This is a genomic window from Flammeovirga sp. AWQ4_249 (genome assembly GCF_056161045.1).
In genome coordinates, this window is sequence record NZ_JBSWYJ010000041.1 from 22,993 (window position 1) to 41,460 (window position 18,468).

Here is an 18,468-nt window from a genome sequence, read left to right on the forward strand (position 1 = left end):
ACTAGAATTTTTTAAACATGAGCTATTATCGCTCCTCTGAAGTTTACAATGAAATAAAATGAATTTATTAACTATGGATAAAATGAAAATTACTTTTTGGAAGATATTTCTTATATCTTTTATCCTGATGACTTCTTGTGAAAGAACTTCCTTTATGGAAACGTCAAGCTTACCCGATAATGTTACGGTAACCAACTTAAGCTACCCAAGTATAGTCAATGCGAGAGCATATAGCGCAATTACCACTGCCGTTCCAACGATGGATTCTGATGGAATTCCTTGCGTTTTTGACGTTGTTAGCGTTAGAAGCGAAGCGGAGGGTGTATTACCAGAAGAGTATCTAGATTATGTGACTATTGCTAGTGCATTTATGGATACAATTGTTGTAGAAGAAATAGAAGAAGGTGATACAACATATCATAATATTCCAGTAGCCAACCCAAATAAAGCGGGTCAAATTACAATTGCTGAGGATAATATGTTTGGTGAAGGTGATTACTACTTTACATTATCAGTTACTCCAGTAACAGATGGAGATGAGAATGCTCAAGTATTTGAAGATGCCTTCTATCTTAATGTAATGCCTCTTTTACCTACAGGTATTGCATTTGATCCAGTACAACAAAACTTAGTAGTTGGTCAAGCTGATTCTAAAACAGTAGCTCCTACGCTTACATTTAGTAAAGAGGTGCCAACTTATGATGTAAGATTTGAATTATTAAATGGTGCTGATACATTAGTTATTGATGAAGCTACCGGTGAAATCTCATTGGCAGCAGGTTTTAATATTACTAGAAATATGGCTATTGCTCCATCAATTAGAGTAATTAGTAATAGAACTGAGGAAGTTGTTGATTTTGCAGCAGATGCCTCTAAATTACAAATTGTTATTTCTGATGAGCCTCTAGTATTGAATGCGGGAGAATTATTACCTCCATCATTAATTTATATTCCATTTGCTCAAAACTTAGTAGAAGGAGTAGGTGGAGCTAAAACAAATTCACCGGATGTATCGAAAAGTAATCCTAGTTTAGCTTATGAGTTAGTTACAGAAACTGACAAGTTGGTGATTGATGATAGAACTGGTGAGATTTCGATAAAAGAAGGTTATGTTCTTACTGAGGATGTACTGGAACTAATGCCAACAATTAAAATTACAAGTTTAATTAGCTACGATGAGAGAGAGTATGTAGGTGATATTAAAGTAGTTTTATCACGAACTCCTCAATCGCTTCTACCTTCTACATTCCACTTCTTCTACCCTACAATGGTGAATGTAGGAAATAATGCAGGTAATAATTATAAGAAAGTTACAGTCGTTAAAGATGGTGTTGGTAATGGATTGTTCTGGAAATCAAAAACTAATTTCTTACCAGATGCAACAACAACTGCAGATGCTGAAAGACCTGCTAGTGTTCCTAAAGGTGGTCAACATGGTGTAAATATTCATAACTATGCTTATGGTCCTGGTAGAAGTGGCCTTCATGACTCTTGGATGGTGATGGATGCTCAAAATCTATCAGAATATAATTCAGATGGTTATGATGTGAAAGCAGTATTCTGGATGAAAAATGACAGAACTATCTTATTAGAAGATGGTAGTGTTGCAGCTAATTTAGAAGTCTATATTACTGATGATTACACTGGAGCTAATTCTTCTGAATGGACTCAAGTAAATGATATGCTTACTTACAAAATTCTAGGTTCTGGAGACGAAATGAATGGTACTCCAAAACCAGGACCTGGTACAGATACATATCAAAAGTGGGTTAGATATGAGTTAGATCTTAACGACTATAAAGGTCAAAAGAATTTTACTCTAGCGTTTAGATACAAAACTACGATTGAAGAAACACTAGAAGTGGGAACAGATATAAATGGAACTTTAGTCGATTTCCATAATTGTACTGGTCAATTCTTGATCTCAGATGTAAACTATAAAGCTATAGAAAAATAAGCTTATAGAAATTAATAAACACAATGATGAATAGAGTATAAGGTGTGACTTATTGTTACTTGATACAATACCAATTGGATAGGGTATAATACCCTATCCTAACCACTCCATCTTGTGTTAATCTAACCAAAGAAAATTAAGAAATAATGAAAAACTATATATTAAGTCTATTCTTCTTGATATTATTACCAGTCGTGGCGAGTGCTCAAATCACGATTACAGGTACAATATCAGATTTTGAAGGCGAGCCTCTTCCAGGTGTAAACGTTAGAATCCAAGGTACTTCCAAAGGTACTATTTCTGACATTGACGGTAAATTTACCCTAACTGATCTTGTAAAAGATGATGTACTAGAATTCTCTTTTATTGGTATGGAAACACAAACTATTCCTGTAAAAGGAAAGAGTGTGATCAATGTATTAATGAAAGAAGAGCTTAACCAATTAGACGAAGTAATGGTAATTGGTTATGGTACTACGAAAAAGAAAGACCTTACGGGTTCAATTTCTTCAGTTGATGCAGATGATTTAGCTCAAACTGCTACTGCAAATTATGATGAAGCATTAATGGGTAGAGTAGCGGGTGTAATGGTAACTTCTACAGAAGGTACTCCAGGTTCACCACTAAACATTACCATTCGTGGTGGTAACTCGATCACAGGTAGTAACCAACCTTTATATGTAATTGATGGTATTCCATTAACAGATTTTGACCCTGCAACAATTAATACCCAGGATATCAAAGAGTTTAACATCTTAAAAGATGCCTCTGCAACAGCAATTTATGGTTCAAGAGGTGCAAATGGTGTAGTTGTAATTACTACTAAAAATGGTAACAACAAGGGACAAACAAAAGTGACTTTAAATGCTTCATATGGTATGTCTCAACCCTTAGATTATTTAACAGTATTATCTCCATACGATTACGTTAAATACAGAGAAAACCAACATTGGGCAAGACAAGGATGGGAGTTAAATGATGATACACGTGAATCAATCACTGGTTTTTACGATAGTTGGTTAGATCCAGAATATTATAGAAATGATATACATGGTAAAATACACGATTGGCAAGATTCTATCTACAGAGATGCTCCAATTCAAAAGTATAACTTATCAGTAAGTGGTGGTAATCAAAAAACAAATATCTACTATTCAGGAAACTATACTGATCAACAAGGTACTTTGATTACTTCAGGATTTAAGAAAATCAATAACAACTTAAGAATCCAACACGAAGTATCTAAGAAAGCTAAGTTCACTTTAGGTTTATTACACTCATACAACGTAAGAACTGGTCCAACATTAAGAGAAAACCAATGGTCAAGTATCGTAAGAGATGCCGTTCGTTTCAGGCCTGCTGATCCATTAACAGAAGATGGTTTTTACTTAGGAGGATACGATCCAACTGATCCAGATACAGATTATTCTACAATGTTCCCTCCGAAAAGAAACTTAGAAGGTACTGAAGTAGATAATGTGCAAAATGTATTCAGAACAAATGCAGCATTTATCTACAAGTTCACAGATAAATTAACATTAAGATTAAGTGGTAATTATCAAGGTAATATCCAAGAACAATCTTTCTTCTATGGTGAGGATACAAGAGCAGGTCAAAACTCTGCTTATGCCATTCAAGGTAGAATCAACAACTCTTATACAAATAACATCACGTCTTCAAATACGCTTACGTATAAGAATAAATTCAAAAACCATAGTGTAACAGCAATGGCAGGTGCTGAAGGTTCGTATTATGACAGAACTATCAATTCATTCTCAAATGGTAACTTACCAGTAGATGATTTTGGTAACAACAACTTAGGTATCGCAACGACTGCTACTATTGCCACTTCAAACTGGACAGGTAACACAATGTTATCATACTTCGGTAGATTAACGTATGGTTTCAAAGACAAGTACTTATTAACGGCTAACTTCCGTGCAGATGGTTCATCTAAATTCCAAGACGGTAACAAGTGGGGTTACTTCCCATCTTTAGCAGCAGCTTGGAGAGTAAGTGATGAAGAGTTCTTAAAAGGTGTTGAAGTAATCTCGAATATGAAATTTAGAGGTGGTTGGGGTGTTACTGGTAACAACAGAATCGGCGACTTCGCAGCTTTCAATACAATCGGAATCGATAAATGGACAGCGTATAATTACGGTTCTCCAGAAGAGTTCTACCCTGGTTCGAAACAAACAAACATGGCTGTGCCAGATTTAAGATGGGAAACTACTAGCCAAGTAAACGTAGGTTTAGATATTGGTTTATTTGAAAACAGAGTAGAAGCTACTTTTGATGCTTACCAAAAGAATACAACTGACCTATTACTTAACGCATCAATGGCGACAAGTACTGGTTTCACAAGAGTAACACAAAACGTTGGTGAGGTACAAAACAGAGGTATTGAATTCTCTTTAAACACTGTAAATATCCACAAAGGGTCATTCAAATGGTCAACTAACTTTAACATCTCATTCAATGAGAACAAAGTTATCAAGTTGAACCAAGGTGAAAATGAATTCTTTTCAAGAGGTAGATTCCAAGAAGATAACTATATCACTAGAGTAGGTGAGTCTGTAGGTATGATGTACGGATTACAGTTTGACGGCCTTTACCAACACAGCGATTTTAACTGGAACAACAATACACAATCGTATGAGTTAAAAGATGGTGTAGCGAGTAATGGTAATTCAGAAATTGCTCCAGGTGGTGTGAAATTCGTAGACCAAAATGGTGATGGTATCATCAACGAAGAAGATCGTGTAATCATTGGTAATCCAATTCCAAAACATTTTGGTGGTTTCACAAACAACTTTGCTTACAAAGGATTTAGCTTAAATGTAATGTTCCAATGGGCATATGGATTTGATGTAATGAACGGTAACGCAGTTGAAATGAACAAAGCATGGGGACAACAAGCATTCAACACTTTCCCTGGTGTAGCTGATATGTGGACTCCATATAACACAAACACTACTAACCATACATCAACTTATGCAGGTGTACTTGGTGCTCCAAGAGTTGGTAACCAAATCCATAGTGAGATTATCGAAAATGGTTCTTACTTAAGATTAAAGACAGTTACTTTAAGCTACAGATTACCTAAACCTCTTTTAGAAAGATTAAGCATCAAAGGGATGACTTTATCAGTATCTGGTCAAAACTTATACACTTGGACAAATTACTCAGGTGTTGATCCAGAAGTAGGTGTTGCAGGTAACACAATTACACCAAATTTAGATTACTCAGCATACCCACCGTCAAGAACGTACATGGGTAGCATAAATCTAATTTTCTAAGAAGACTTAAAGGTAAACTTTAATAAGATATTACAATGACAAAGAAATTATTTATAAAATTAGGCACAGCGGCACTCATTGGATTGACTTCTGCATGCTCAAGTTTTTTGGAAGTAGATCCAAAATCTCAGTGGACTACAGATAATTACTATAATACTCCAGCGAATGCTGAAATTGCTATCAACGGTATGTTGTCTACACTTGCATCTGGTAATGCTTTTGGTGAGAACTTATCTATGGCAATGGTTTATGGTACAGATGAAGGGTATTATTCAAGAGGTTGGGATGATAATTGGCCAGTTTCTACAAATACTTATGTAGCCAACTCATTAGCTATTGAAAACTCTTGGAAAGCACTTTATGATGCGATCAACAATGCGAACTCTTTAATTGCTTATTTAGATAAAGAAGCAATCAGTGAAGCACAGTATAATCATTTTATTGCAGAGGCACGTTTTGTAAGAGCTTTTTCTTACCAAATCCTAGCTTCTTATTGGAATGAAGTACCGCTAAGAACTACTCCAACTACAGTTCAAGCTGATAATCTAAAAGCTGCCTCTTCTTTGGAAGAGGTGTATGCTCAAATCGAAGAAGATTTTAAATTTGCAGCAGAACACCTTCCACATTCGAAGGATGCAAACTACATTCCTGGTAGACCAAATAAAATGGCTGCAGAAGGATTACTTTCTCGTGCTTATTTAAAAATGGCTACGTATCCGATGAAAGCTACGCAATACTATGATAGTGCGTTAGTTCACTTAGATGAAATTATCTATCAGGATGCATGGCATGAATTAAGAACATCTTCTGATGATTCATTAGGATATAGAGAATTGTTCTTAGATTACATCGGTGGTTCATACGATTTGAAAGAATCATTATATGAAATCTCTTATAAAAACAACTTGGCGATTGGTATGCCAGGTATGTCATTTATTGGTAACCGTAACGGCTTAGCATTTGAATACAGAGAAGTGGGTCACCCGGGTACTAACCACAGATCAGTGCAAGTTTCTCCAGTTTTTGATGTAATGTATGAAGGTACTGATAAACGAAGAGATTGGAATATTCCTGGTATTCAATACAATAAACAACAAAAAGTAGTACGTGTTTCAAATATATTTGCACCACAATATACTCCTGGTAAATTTAGAAGATGGGAACCGGCAAATTGGGATGATGTAGATCAAAACAACCCAATTGAAGACTACGTACTTTTGACAAACGAAAGTCTTGTTGAAAGAAACCAATCTCCAATTAACTTCCCAATTTTACGTTACTCTGATGTATTATTGATGTATGCTGAAGCTGCAAATGCAGTGAATGGAAGCCCAACAGCGGAAGCAATTGCTTGTTTGAATCAAGTAAGGCAAAGAGCAGGTTTAGAGGCAATAGAAGTTTCTAACCCAGCAACAATTACTTCTTCAGATTTATTCTTTGAAGAGATAGTAGATGAGCGTTTTAGAGAATTTGCTTTCGAAGGTCTTCGTAAGTATGATCTAATTCGTTGGGAAAAATTAGGTGAAAAGTTATCTTTCTTAGATCAAACAATGAAAGAGCACCCTAACTATGATCCTAACTTCTGGACAATTCCTGGTATCTCAAGAGCAATCAATAATTTTGATCCAGCGAAACACTTAGAATTACCTTATCCTTTACAAGAGATTAATGTAAATACTTCATTAAGACAAAAAGATAACTGGTAATCTAGAGATAGATTTAAGAAAAGGGAATGCCCTAAAAGCATTCCCTTTTCTTTTACACTAGAATAAGGAAGTGTAATTTTTTAATCGTTAATTCATATTTAAAATAACAAATTGGGAATGATGATGCGTGTGATAACTACAAAATGGCTAATAGCAGTCTTAACGAGCAGCTTATTCATGATGAGCACTTCTCTTCATGCACAAAAGAAAAAAGAAAAGGTCAATTTTTTATTCATCGCTATTGATGATATGAATGATTGGACAGGTTTCCTTGGAGGGCATCCTCAAACTAGTACACCAAACCTTGATAAACTAGCTGATAAAGGAACAAATTTTACTAATGCACATTGTTCAGCACCAGGTTGTTCACCAAGTAGAAATGCACTTTTATATGGTATAGAGCCATATAATTCTGGGTTATATCCTTTTTATGATGAGGGTGTGCATGAGCAATTAAAAAATAAATATGTTACGATTCCTCAATTGTTAAAAGAGAATGGTTACATCACATATGGTGCAGGAAAAATTCATCATGGAAGAAAAGGAGACCCAATGGAATGGACTGATTTCATGGTGAAAGTAGAAGGATCAACGAAAAGAGAATTTGCACCAGGTGAAGGATATCAACAAGGAAAAAGTAAGAAAATGTCTTTTCGCCCTACAATACAACCTGAAGAACAAAATGTAGATTATAAAGTTGCTTCTTATGGAGTGGAATTTTTAAAACAAAAACACGAAGAACCGTTCTTTTTAGCCGTAGGTATAGTAAAACCTCACTTGCCATTTGATGCACCTAAAAGATTTTTTGATGCTCTTCCTGATGAAATTACACCTCCAGAAATTCCAGCAAATGATTTAAATGATATTCCACAAGTTGGTAAAAGTCTTCGAAAAGCAGGTGACGATAAAAAAATTACAAATGCAAATGCTTGGAACGAAGTAAGAAAAGCTTACCTTGCGTGCATTTCTTGGGCAGATTACAATATTGGAAGAGTACTTACTGCTTTGGAAGAAAGTGAATACGCAGATAATACAGTTGTTATTGTTTGGTCTGATCATGGTTATCACTTAGGAGAAAAGAAAAGCTTCAAGAAATTTACCCTTTGGGAGAGAGCAACAAAAGTTCCTTTTATTATTTATGATCCTAGAGCAAAGACAGCAGAAGAGGTTGATGAAGCTGTTTCATTAATCAATATCTATAAAACAATTGCAGATTATTCAGGTATTGAAACACCTGAATATGTAGATGGTCAAAGTTTATTACCTGTTCTTTCAACAAAGAAAACCAAAGAAGTATTTGACTATCCTGTTGTAACAAGTTGGGGAAAAGGAAACTACGCGGTGAGAAGTAAACAATACCGCTATATTAGATATTTTGATGGATCAGAGGAATTGTATGCGCATAACAACGATGACAATGAATTCAAAAACTTATCTGATAAGGAGGAATTTAAAGCAGTGAAAGAAGAATTAGCACAATACCTTCCCAAAACAGAAGCTCCAATGATTCATGATTATGTCAACGATTGGAGTGTTGAAGGTGTCCACAGAAAGGAATATAGACCTAAAAAAGTAAAATAAGCAAACGATGAAATGGAATAAACTTATTGTTGTACTTACATGCTTACTAACGTCCATTAATGTATGGGCAACAGATTTTTATGTAGATGCAACGAATGGAAATGATAAGAATAATGGGAAGTCAGAAGAATCAGCTTTTAAATCCCTTAGCCGAGTAAATAAAATCACATTGTCAGCAGGTGATAGAATTCTATTTGCAAATGGTAATACGTATCCCGGCTCATTAATTATTCAAAGTAGATCTGGGAATCAAAAAAAATGGATTGAGATTACGAATTACAATCCAAAGAATAATAGCTCTGAAACTTTACCTAAAATTGATGGAAAGGGATTCAGAAATGCCGTGTTTATTGAAAATTCCAGCTTTATAAAAGTCAATAACCTTTCTTTGATGGCTGACGGTGGATTTTTTAAAGCCTCAAAAGATAAAAAGAAAAATATGCGTTGCGGCCTTTTATACGTGGCCACCGATGATGGTAAATACAATAACATTGAGTTCAAAAATTTAAAAGTTGCCGATGTTTACTTGATGAAAGAAGGACATGTAAGAGGTAAAAAAGAAGTTTTTACACCAAATGGAACACAAGGTTACGGCTGGGGAATTCGTGTATTAAGCAAAAATAAAGATGGTGGTATCAATAATTTGACAATCGAAAATTGTGATGTTTCGAACGTAGCACATACCGGAATCAAGGTGAATGGTAAAGGGAAAAATATCAAGAATCTGAAAATTTATAACTGTAATGTCTTCAAAACAGGTGGCCCAGGAATGCAAATGAGTGGTATTTTGGAGGGACATGTTGCCTATAATAAAGTGAATTATTCAGGAAACAATGAGGACTCAAGAAAATGGGGTCGTGGTAGTGGCCTTTGGACTTGGGGATGTGATACGGTTTTGATCGAACATAATGAATTCAGAAATGCAAATGGACCCGCTGATTCCGCTGGATGTCATATTGATTTTAATTGCTCAAATGTTATTGTTCAATACAATATCAGTGAAAACAATGCAGGTGGATTCTGTGAGATTTTAGGGAATAACTACAACTGTGCTTACCGATATAATGTAAGTATCAATGATGGACACAGAGTAAAGAAAAAAGGTGTTGCTTCACAGGAAGGTAAAATCTTCTGGTTGAGTGGATTCAATGGTAAAGACCGTAAAAGAAAAGGGCCATTTAATAGCTACTTCTATAATAATACGATCTATGTCAAGAGTGATCAACAAGCTAAATTTGCTGTAGATAGAGCTTCAAAAGGGGCATTAATTGCGAATAATATCTTTTACATTGAGGGAAATTCGAAGCAAGTATTAGGAGATCAATACAAGCCTGAAGTTGAAGGTGAATCTTTAGTAGAAAACATTATTTTTAAAAATAACTTATTCCTTAAACAAGGAAATTGGCCTTCTACTTCTCTGATTCAAGATGAAGCTCCTATTTATGGAGATCCTCAATTTGTCAATAAAAATGGAAAAGAATTGAAAGACTTTATTCCTACAAATCAAAAATTAGTAGAAGGAAAAGGTATTGCAATTAACTTTATTCCTGAAGATAAAAAAGGATTAGTTACAGGTTTGAAAGTCGAGAAAGATATTTTAGGAAACCCCATCAATGGGAAACCAGATATGGGCGCTATTCAATTCAAACAGAAAGTGAAGAAAGCGAAATAATCCTTAAAATTTTAACGATATAAGAAGCTCACTATTAATTAAATATTAATATGTGGGCTTTTTTTACAGAAAGTTTGTCAATCATCCTTTGAACAAATACATTTGCCAATAACGTTTAAAAGAACACCTAATTTTATCATTCTTAAAATACATACAACTCTGTAATGAGTTGGACTAATAAAGCAAATGGAACTCATTCTTTTCTACCCTAAAATGCTAATCCTAGGATTAGGTATTGTATTGATGATCGCACTGATCTTTAAATCTGTCAATGCAAAGAAAGATGAAAAAGTATATCAAAAATATGCTTTTCAATCGCTTATGGCTTCATTGTACATTTGCTCATTTATTACAATTTTGGAATACGTTTATTTGATTACATTCAATTAGCCTAATTTTGATGCTTAATTTATAGCACAACTTTAGTAACTTTTGGCACAAATTCGTCAATGCATAGATTTGGACGATTTGATACGCTCTTTTTGTCTTCTTCGGCCTAGTTTTATAATATCATAAAATGAATAAATAGGTATAGAAATGAAGACTTTTTTACTACTTACATTATGTTTACTGTCTGTATTCAGCTGGGGACAAAATAATGCTTATCGAACTACTGTATCTCTAAAAGAAAACTGGAAATTTATTAAAAGCGACGGCAACGATTTTCATCAAGAAAATTTTAATGATGAAGGGTGGGAAAACGTCACAATTCCTCATGATTGGGCGATCAAAGGGCCTTTCTTGGAGCATAATGATTTACAAAAAGTAGCCATCGTTCAAGACGGTGAAAAGAAAGAAACAATAAAGTCAGGAAGAACTGGTGCACTGCCACATGTTGGGACAGGTTGGTATAGAAGAAATCTAACGGTCAACAATTTTGAAGGGAAGCAAGTCTTATTGCAATTTGATGGAGCGATGAGTGAAGCACAAGTGTATATTAATGGACAAAAAGTAGGGGAACACCCTTATGGCTATGCTTATTTTTACTTTGATATCACCTCATACCTAAAAAAAGATGGCAATAATACTCTAGCCGTTCGATTGCACAATGAACCACAAGCTTCAAGATGGTATCCTGGTGCAGGTTTATATAGAAATGTAAAAGTCATCACTAAAAATAAAGCAGCTTTTCAACAATGGGGATCAACAATTACAACGCCAATTGTCAATGAAAAAGAGGCTAAAGTAGTTGTAAATACAAAGACAGAAGGAAATGTAGATAAAGTCTTATTCGAAGTTTTTAATGGAAAAGGAGAACTTGTGAAAACGGCAGAACAGCGACAAAATTTTGAAAGTGCTTTTGAAACAGTCTTAAAAATAGAAAATCCTTCAATGTGGAGTCCCGAATCTCCCTATTTATATAAAGCCAAAATGACGGCCTATAAAGAAGGTAAAATTGTCGATCAAAAAGAGGAAAATTTCGGTATTCGATCAATTAGTTATACAAAAGAAAAAGGTTTCCAATTAAATGGGCAATCAAGAAAGTTTAAAGGCGTTTGTCTCCATCATGATCTCGGCCCTTTAGGTGCTGCAATTAACGAAGCGGCTTTAAAAAGACAATTGGTCATGATGAAAGAAATGGGTGCCGATGCTATTCGAACAGCTCATAATATGCCTTCAGAAGAACAAATAGCACTTTGTGATGAATTGGGTTTAATGGTCATTGCTGAAAGTTTTGATGAATGGCACCGTAAAAAAGTGGCCAACGGATATCACCGATTTTTTGATGATTGGGCACAAATGGATGTGGAAAATTTAGTGAGAAGATTAAAAAATCATCCTTCAATTATCATGTGGAGTTCAGGGAATGAAGTTCCAGATCAAAGAGATAGTCCTGGTGTAAAAAGAGCATTATGGTTACAGCAAATTTTCCATAAAGAAGATCCAACTAGACCCGTAACAGTGGGGATGAACAATGTGAAAAAATCTATGGAAAATGGTTTTGGGGCTGTCTTGGATATTCCAGGATTGAATTATAAACTTCATTTATACGAAGAGGCGTATAAAAAATTCCCCCAAGGATTCCTTTTAGGTTCTGAAACAGCGTCTACAGTGAGTTCAAGAGGTGTCTATAAATTTCCTGTAGAAGAGTTTTTCAAGAAGAAATACAATGATTTACAGTGTTCTTCTTATGACTATGAAGTATGTCTTTGGTCAAATATTCCTGATGATGATTTTCAACTACAAGATGATAAACCTTGGGTAATTGGTGAATTTGTATGGACAGGATTTGATTATCTAGGAGAACCAACACCTTACAATGAAGAATGGCCTTCAAGAAGTTCTTATTTTGGTATTTGTGACTTAGCGGGTATTCCAAAAGACAGATATTACCTTTATAAAAGTAGATGGAAAAAAGACGAAGAGACATTACATATTTTGCCGCATTGGAATTGGAAAGGTAGAGAAGGAGAAGTCACACCTGTATTGGTTTACACAAATTACAATACCGCAGAATTATTTATAAACGGAAAAAGTCAAGGTAAACGTACGAAAGATGTCAATTCCAGATTGGATCGATATAGACTAAGATGGATGGATGTCAAGTACGAACCAGGAACTGTTCGCGTGGTTGCCTATGACGATGAAGGGAATGTAAAAGCAGAGAAATCAATCCAAACTGCGGGTAAACCTCATCATATGGTATTAGAAGCAGATCGAAAAGTTTTATCTGCTAGTGGGGAAGATTTGAGCTATGTAACAGTTTCTATTGTAGATAAAAATGGAAATCTATGCCCAACTGCAGATACAGATTTATCCTTTTTAGTAAAAGGTAAAATTGATTATAAAGTAGTCTGTAATGGAGATGCCACTTCTACTGCCGTTTTCCATGATCAACATATGAAAGCATTTAATGGAAAATTAGTTGTGACGGTACAATCGCAAGATATTGAAGGGAAAGGAGTCTTGGAAGTGAAAGGAAAAGGTTTAAAGCCTGCGAGTATTTCCATTGAAGTGAAAAACGAAAAAGCAATATTATTAGGTTTAGAATAATACGTAAAGGCTAGAAATTTTATAGTTTCTAGCCTTTTTTATTCAATTAGTAAGTGACAATTTCACCATCTTCAGGAATCGCTGTTTTGTCAAGCAAACCTTTACCGGACAAAATTTCCTTTAGCTTACTGCGTGTTGTAGGACAGTGATTGACGGCTTCCATATGATTAGCCAATACTTTTCCTGGAGCATTTGCTGTGAATTTTACAATATCATCAATATGCATCAACAACGGTTTGAAGATGTCAAATTGAGCAGATCCAGCAGCAACAACACTTATTTCAGGTTTATATTCTTTAAGTACTTTATCTACTGCATCTGTGTATACGGTATCTGAACTGATGTATAGAGAAGGTTCATCGGGTAATTCAATATAATAACCCATTACATTTCCGGCTGGTTTAGCCACAAAACCATAACCGTGTTGTGCAGGAATACCTTCTATTTTCCCCCCTAGAAAAGTATCTCTTTTCCAATAATCAACTTCTTGCGTGACATTTAAACCTCTTTTCTTAAGTTCCTTAGCATCAAGTGTACTACAGGTAACAGGGAGATTTCTTTCTTTTAAAAATTGCTCCGCATCCTTGTCAAGATGATCAGGGTGCAAGTGTGTAATTAAACAATGTGTAACTTTATCTAAAATATCCTTAGTATTATTGGGTAAGCCTACAATTGGGTTTTTTCTTGCCTTAAAACGAAAAAATGAAAAGGGAGGCATTGTGCCTTTTGCCCCTAACATTGGGTCTACCAATAGTACTTGATCATTGGTTTCAATGACCATTGTTGCGTTTCGGAAATGATGGATTTTCATAGTTTAACTTTATAATGTATTACTTAATATTTCGTTTTTCCATTCATGATAAAATGGATTAATGACTTTTTCTATTCCTATTGTGCTACTTCTACCATGACCAGGATGTATCAGCATATGTTCAGGTTGTTCTTCAATCAATCGAATGACAGATTCCTTCAATTCTTCTAGATTAGCCGTAGGGCGATCCCATCTACCAACTGATCCTTCAAACAAAGTATCTCCAACGTATATATCGTTACCAATTTTATAACAAACACCTCCTTTTGTATGGCCAGGAGTGAAAATGACAGCGATTTCTTCTCCACCAATCGACAACGTTGTTTCTTCAGTAATTGTTCTTATATCTAAAGTCGTTATATCATAATCCCTTTTTTTACCAAAATAACCAAATCCATTCAAGTTATCATCCATCAAAATCTCAAGTTCTTTTTCATGAACAAAAACAGGTACATCAAATACATCAAGCGCTTCAATATGATCAATGTGAGCATGTGTAAGAAGGATACCCATCACTTCTAAGCCCGCTTCTTCTATATATTTTTGGATTAATTCTTTTTGATAACCAGGATCAATGATAAAGCATTTCCCATCTCTGTCTAATACATAACAGTTCATTGGAATATCTCCATCTAGTTGTAATTTTCTAATTGGATATAATTTCATAATTGACTTTTGTTTTTTTGAACAATACAAATATATCGTTTGTCCAAACAAAAGTCATTGATTTGAATCAAGAAATTATAGACGCTTACGAATTCTGCTTAATGTTTCTGGAGTAATACCCAAATAGGAGGCAATATGGTATTGGGGAACATTCTGAAGCCAGTCAGGTTTATAGATCAAAAGTTCTTTATAGAGTTCTTCAGGTGTTTTTGTAATGCGATTATATTCAAACTGTTCTTTACCTTGAAGGATTTTTTGGAAGGTTAGATTAATGAAATCTTTGCCACAAGAATACTTCTCTAACAAAGTTCTGAAAACTGATTTTTCAATAACTAGTAATTCAATTGCAGAAAGTGCCTCTTGGTTTTTTTTAGTTGGCAAGTCATGCTTGAAAGCAGAAAAATCAGTTATAAACTGTGGTGAAGTATAAAACATCGTATTAATTTCCTTATCAGGGCTGACGTAATATTCTCTAACAAACCCGCTATTAAGAAAGCGAAGATGATTTTCTTGCTGATTACTTTTTAAAATTAACTGTCCTTTTTTTACCTTTTCAACTTTAAAAGCATCAATTAATTCCTTTAAACCTTCCTTATTTAAAGGGTATTCTGTTTCAAAAAACTTATAAAATTGTTCAGACTTTGCCATAAAGGTATTGACTATTAATACAGTTGTGTTCGATTAGTAACCTCAAAGTTAGACGAAAGAATTTTGAATGTAAATATAACACAGCAAAATAAAAGAAGACTATTTATTATCTTTTAGATAGGCTAAAAAGGCATCAGTATAGTCTGTGCAATTTTCGCAGTATAAAAATTCTTTTTTAGCTAAAATAAAAGAAACCTGATTTTGGATACAGAATTCCTTTATCTTCTGTCGTAAATAGAGATCCATTTCTTCTTCAGCCTTCATCTCAATTTTATTGATTTCTACCTTTTCTTTTAATTGTAAGTTTTCGATTTCAAGTTGATATATCTGTAATTTATCTTCATCAACAACGCCATTAATCTCCTGTTTCAACCTTTTTATTTTTTCATCAAAAAGGGTATTATATTCATCATTCAATTGATTAATCTGTAAAGAATCATTTCCATAATGAGGTAGTTCTTTTATGATCATTTCAATTCGAATAAATCCTATTGCCTTTGTTTGTCCATAGCTATTTTGAAAATAAAAAAAAGAAATAAAGCAGCACACAAGAATTTTTAAGGTATTTATTTTCATTACAAAGTGTTGAAAAGACTTCCAATTACAGTACTAAAAAATTAGTAAAGGAATGTAGCAGATAGAAGGTTGTTTTCAAAAATCATTAAGAAAATCCTTGAAAATAAATACTTTAAGAACAAAATAATACTACTTTAAAGTACTAACGATCGATAATGTCTTGTATAACTTTGAGGTGATGATTGGTATGAATTTCAAGGAAACGAATGGCATCCTCTTTTCTTAAATGTCCAAAAATAGCATGTCTAAAATAGCGGTCATTTTCTACATCTTTTAAAGCTTCTACATAGGCTTTCGATTTGTGTAATTGTTTTTCTAAAGAAGGTAAATCATAAGTAGTAGGAGAAACAATTTCTGGTGCTTTTCCTTTACCTCTTGGAATAAAACCCAAAGTGAAGACGATTAATCGAGAAAGGTTGAATTTCTTTTTAAACTTAGATGGTTCAGATTTTCGAAGTGCTTTTACCACACTATTAATGACTAATAAGGAATGTTCTAAATGCCATCCAACATTTACTTGAGAAATTTTTTCATCTTTATTTTCAAATTGAGGTAAAGCTTTTTCTAATTGAGAGAGTTGTTTGATTAGTTGTTTCATATTAATATTGAATTCATTTCGACTATATAGTCTTATAATAGTACTAAGCTACAATTTAACTGAACTTCTATGAAAACCGAAATTAAAGGAAACTATAGAAAAGTATCTATTTCAATTTTGTCAATATTTTCAATATCGATTGGCCTACTTTTATGCATGAAAAATGCGGAATCATTTATAACAACTTTTCTTGAAAAGCCGATGGGTAACCTTTTTATCTTATCGATATTGATCCTTCTCATCGCTTTACCAATACTCTTCCTTTATGAAAATAAAACATTTGAAATTTCTACAGAACAGTTCAAATTAACAAGTAAACTTTTTAAGAATGTTATAGAACAAAAATATAATCTCAAAGAATGGGAACGTACAAAAACAAAGAATACGACAATCCTTATTTTACGTTTTTATAGTCAAAATGAAATGTCTGTTTCAAGTTTAGAGTTTTCTAATCTTCATGAGATTGAAGAGTATTTAACTAAAAATTTTAGAAAAAAAAGGTTGGAAGTGTGACTGACTTTTTATCATTGTGAATAATTTTTTTAATAAACTTTCAACTTTTTCTGAAACTTTAAAAACTTTCTCTATATTTGAATTATGAAATTTGAAGAAGCAAAAAATAAGTACATTCAAACATGGGGCGCATTAGGATCTCAATGGGGTATCAACAAGACGATGGCTCAGATTCATGCATTGCTAATGATTTCTACAGAAGCACTTTCTATAGAAGAAATCATGAGTGATCTTCAAATTTCAAGAGGAAACGCATCGATGAATATCCGTGCTTTAATGGATTGGGGTATCGTTTTTAAAGAAACAAAATCTGGAGAACGTAAAGAATTTTTTACTGCCGAGAAAGACTTGGATCGTTTAGCGGTGACGATTGCTAAAGAAAGAAGCCGAAGAGAATTACAACCTGCTATTCGTATGCTTAGAGAAGTATCAACGATAGAAACAGGAGATTCTGTGGAAGAGAAAGAATTCATTAATCAGACGTCTAAACTGCATGATTTTGTTTTAAAATCAGACAACCTAGTCGACAAAATCACACAATACAAAGAAAATTGGTTAAGCAAATTGATTATGAAAATTTTGAAGTAAAAAAAATTATCAATAAGTTTCAATTATTTCTGAAACTTCAAAATTAAACTCTATGAATTATAACATTTTAGGGTATGCTATTTATCTTATATGTGCAGTATTCATTATTGTAAGGGTTGGTAAAAGCTGCTATGAAAACGGAAATATTTTTGTCAAAAGTTATCTCATAGGAAAAGAAGAATTGTCAATTCAAGTCAATAAAATCTTATTGATTGGGTACTACCTTTTAAATATTGGTTATGCAGCCATGACAATCATTTCTTGGAGTCCAATTTCAAGCATTGAAATACTCATTGTAACGATCTCTCAAAAAATAGCATTCATAGTATTGGCAATTGGCACCTTACATTATTTGAATATTTATATCATCAAAAATTTTATACACAAACTCTTTTAAATCATTGAAATATGGAAACTTCAAAAGCATTAATCGGTTACCTTATTTATATTCCGATCGTATTTGCACTCACAATTTTTGTTGCTAGATCTCTTTTCAAAAATAGTAAAACCTTTATGATGGATATTTTTAGAGGACGTACTGAAATTGCATTAGCTACAAATAGGTTATTTGAAACGGGTTTTTATTTACTCAATATTGGATGTGCTTTACATATCATTGAGATGAATTTGAGTTCACAATCAACCAATTAACAACTTGTAGAAGAACTAAGCTATAAAGTAGGTGGTTTTTCAATCTATTTAGGCATTATGTTATTTATCAATCTCTTTTTATTCTTTAAAGGGAAAAAGAAGACAGCTGAGAGAATTGCTTTAGAAAATATGAGTTAAAAAAATAAATTAGCAGACAAATGGAGCACAAGTGTTGAATTTATTAACACGCTTGTGCTTTCTGTATGCT

At 33.7% G+C, this 18,468-nt stretch carries 16 protein-coding genes; 11 read left to right on the forward strand and 5 right to left on the reverse strand.

The annotated features are described in order from the left end of the window. The first annotated feature begins 58 nt into the window (after nt 1-58). The 7 genes from ACXAHM_RS21185 to ACXAHM_RS21215 all read left to right on the forward strand — a co-directional run bounded on the left by ACXAHM_RS21185 (nt 59) and on the right by ACXAHM_RS21215 (nt 13,209). Nucleotides 59-1,957, forward strand: coding sequence for a hypothetical protein (locus ACXAHM_RS21185; protein ID WP_474964459.1), 1,899 nt, complete (start codon nt 59-61; stop codon nt 1,955-1,957). A gap of 146 nt (nt 1,958-2,103) precedes the next feature. Next, a complete protein-coding gene (locus tag ACXAHM_RS21190) occupies nt 2,104-5,256 on the forward strand; it encodes a SusC/RagA family TonB-linked outer membrane protein (protein ID WP_474964461.1) in 3,153 nt (1,050 codons plus the stop codon). Between the two features lie 35 nt (nt 5,257-5,291). After that, complete coding sequence (locus tag ACXAHM_RS21195) at nt 5,292-6,962, forward strand: RagB/SusD family nutrient uptake outer membrane protein (RefSeq protein WP_474964465.1); 1,671 nt, start codon at nt 5,292-5,294, stop codon at nt 6,960-6,962. A 177-nt stretch (nt 6,963-7,139) separates the two neighbouring features. Beyond that, nucleotides 7,140-8,543: a sulfatase gene (locus ACXAHM_RS21200; protein ID WP_474964469.1), complete on the forward strand. Its 1,404-nt coding sequence runs from the start codon at nt 7,140-7,142 to the stop codon at nt 8,541-8,543. Between the two features lie 7 nt (nt 8,544-8,550). Further along, nucleotides 8,551-10,215 carry a right-handed parallel beta-helix repeat-containing protein gene (locus ACXAHM_RS21205; protein ID WP_474964471.1) on the forward strand — a complete coding sequence of 555 codons (1,665 nt, stop codon included), beginning with the start codon at nt 8,551-8,553 and terminating at the stop codon, nt 10,213-10,215. 186 nt (nt 10,216-10,401) lie between these two features. Then, a complete protein-coding gene (locus ACXAHM_RS21210) occupies nt 10,402-10,605 on the forward strand; it encodes a hypothetical protein (protein ID WP_474964474.1) in 204 nt (67 codons plus the stop codon). A 147-nt stretch (nt 10,606-10,752) separates the two neighbouring features. Then, on the forward strand, nt 10,753-13,209 hold the full coding sequence (locus tag ACXAHM_RS21215; protein ID WP_474964477.1) for a glycoside hydrolase family 2 TIM barrel-domain containing protein: 2,457 nt from the start codon (nt 10,753-10,755) through the stop codon (nt 13,207-13,209). Nucleotides 13,210-13,255: 46 nt separating this feature from the next. Here the strand turns inward: ACXAHM_RS21215 and ACXAHM_RS21220 are convergent, their stop codons facing one another. From ACXAHM_RS21220 to ACXAHM_RS21240, 5 genes are all read right to left on the reverse strand, one after another. Beyond that, nucleotides 13,256-14,020, reverse strand: a complete 765-nt coding sequence (locus ACXAHM_RS21220) for an MBL fold metallo-hydrolase (protein WP_474964480.1) — start codon at nt 14,018-14,020, stop codon at nt 13,256-13,258. A gap of 9 nt (nt 14,021-14,029) precedes the next feature. Further along, entirely contained in the window at nt 14,030-14,686 is a 657-nt protein-coding gene (locus tag ACXAHM_RS21225; RefSeq protein WP_474964484.1) for an MBL fold metallo-hydrolase, read from the reverse strand. 75 nt (nt 14,687-14,761) lie between these two features. Beyond that, the gene (locus ACXAHM_RS21230) at nt 14,762-15,334 is read right to left on the reverse strand and encodes a Crp/Fnr family transcriptional regulator (RefSeq protein WP_474964488.1); all 573 of its coding nucleotides are present in this window, start codon (nt 15,332-15,334) and stop codon (nt 14,762-14,764) included. A gap of 99 nt (nt 15,335-15,433) precedes the next feature. Beyond that, complete coding sequence (locus ACXAHM_RS21235) at nt 15,434-15,910, reverse strand: hypothetical protein (protein WP_474964491.1); 477 nt, start codon at nt 15,908-15,910, stop codon at nt 15,434-15,436. Nucleotides 15,911-16,052: 142 nt separating this feature from the next. Then, the gene (locus ACXAHM_RS21240) at nt 16,053-16,508 is read right to left on the reverse strand and encodes a hypothetical protein (RefSeq protein ID WP_474964493.1); all 456 of its coding nucleotides are present in this window, start codon (nt 16,506-16,508) and stop codon (nt 16,053-16,055) included. 69 nt (nt 16,509-16,577) lie between these two features. On the opposite strand from ACXAHM_RS21240, the gene ACXAHM_RS21245 reads away from it, so the two are divergent. From ACXAHM_RS21245 to ACXAHM_RS21260, 4 genes are all read left to right on the forward strand, one after another. Then, nucleotides 16,578-17,021, forward strand: coding sequence for a hypothetical protein (locus ACXAHM_RS21245; protein WP_474964495.1), 444 nt, complete (start codon nt 16,578-16,580; stop codon nt 17,019-17,021). 84 nt (nt 17,022-17,105) lie between these two features. Further along, nucleotides 17,106-17,609 carry a GbsR/MarR family transcriptional regulator gene (locus ACXAHM_RS21250; RefSeq protein WP_474964498.1) on the forward strand — a complete coding sequence of 168 codons (504 nt, stop codon included), beginning with the start codon at nt 17,106-17,108 and terminating at the stop codon, nt 17,607-17,609. 52 nt (nt 17,610-17,661) lie between these two features. Beyond that, entirely contained in the window at nt 17,662-18,006 is a 345-nt protein-coding gene (locus ACXAHM_RS21255) for a hypothetical protein (protein ID WP_474964501.1), read from the forward strand. Between the two features lie 11 nt (nt 18,007-18,017). Then, a complete protein-coding gene (locus tag ACXAHM_RS21260; RefSeq protein ID WP_474964503.1) occupies nt 18,018-18,260 on the forward strand; it encodes a hypothetical protein in 243 nt (80 codons plus the stop codon). Nucleotides 18,261-18,468: the final 208 nt, after the last annotated feature.

What these genes read in the sequence shown, in the direction of transcription:
- ACXAHM_RS21215 (WP_474964477.1), top strand. Translation starts at nt 10,753, where the DNA reads ATGAAGACTTTTTTACTACTTACATTATGTTTACTGTCTGTATTCAGC.
- ACXAHM_RS21190 (WP_474964461.1), top strand. Translation starts at nt 2,104, where the DNA reads ATGAAAAACTATATATTAAGTCTATTCTTCTTGATATTATTACCAGTC.
- ACXAHM_RS21210 (WP_474964474.1), top strand. Translation starts at nt 10,402, where the DNA reads ATGGAACTCATTCTTTTCTACCCTAAAATGCTAATCCTAGGATTAGGT.
- ACXAHM_RS21250 (WP_474964498.1), top strand. Translation starts at nt 17,106, where the DNA reads ATGAAATTTGAAGAAGCAAAAAATAAGTACATTCAAACATGGGGCGCA.
- ACXAHM_RS21230 (WP_474964488.1), bottom strand. Translation starts at nt 15,334, where the DNA reads ATGGCAAAGTCTGAACAATTTTATAAGTTTTTTGAAACAGAATACCCT.
- ACXAHM_RS21220 (WP_474964480.1), bottom strand. Translation starts at nt 14,020, where the DNA reads ATGAAAATCCATCATTTCCGAAACGCAACAATGGTCATTGAAACCAAT.
- ACXAHM_RS21240 (WP_474964493.1), bottom strand. Translation starts at nt 16,508, where the DNA reads ATGAAACAACTAATCAAACAACTCTCTCAATTAGAAAAAGCTTTACCT.
- ACXAHM_RS21245 (WP_474964495.1), top strand. Translation starts at nt 16,578, where the DNA reads ATGAAAACCGAAATTAAAGGAAACTATAGAAAAGTATCTATTTCAATT.
- ACXAHM_RS21195 (WP_474964465.1), top strand. Translation starts at nt 5,292, where the DNA reads ATGACAAAGAAATTATTTATAAAATTAGGCACAGCGGCACTCATTGGA.
- ACXAHM_RS21255 (WP_474964501.1), top strand. Translation starts at nt 17,662, where the DNA reads ATGAATTATAACATTTTAGGGTATGCTATTTATCTTATATGTGCAGTA.
- ACXAHM_RS21205 (WP_474964471.1), top strand. Translation starts at nt 8,551, where the DNA reads ATGAAATGGAATAAACTTATTGTTGTACTTACATGCTTACTAACGTCC.
- ACXAHM_RS21235 (WP_474964491.1), bottom strand. Translation starts at nt 15,910, where the DNA reads ATGAAAATAAATACCTTAAAAATTCTTGTGTGCTGCTTTATTTCTTTT.
- ACXAHM_RS21260 (WP_474964503.1), top strand. Translation starts at nt 18,018, where the DNA reads ATGGAAACTTCAAAAGCATTAATCGGTTACCTTATTTATATTCCGATC.
- ACXAHM_RS21200 (WP_474964469.1), top strand. Translation starts at nt 7,140, where the DNA reads ATGATGAGCACTTCTCTTCATGCACAAAAGAAAAAAGAAAAGGTCAAT.
- ACXAHM_RS21225 (WP_474964484.1), bottom strand. Translation starts at nt 14,686, where the DNA reads ATGAAATTATATCCAATTAGAAAATTACAACTAGATGGAGATATTCCA.
- ACXAHM_RS21185 (WP_474964459.1), top strand. Translation starts at nt 59, where the DNA reads ATGAATTTATTAACTATGGATAAAATGAAAATTACTTTTTGGAAGATA.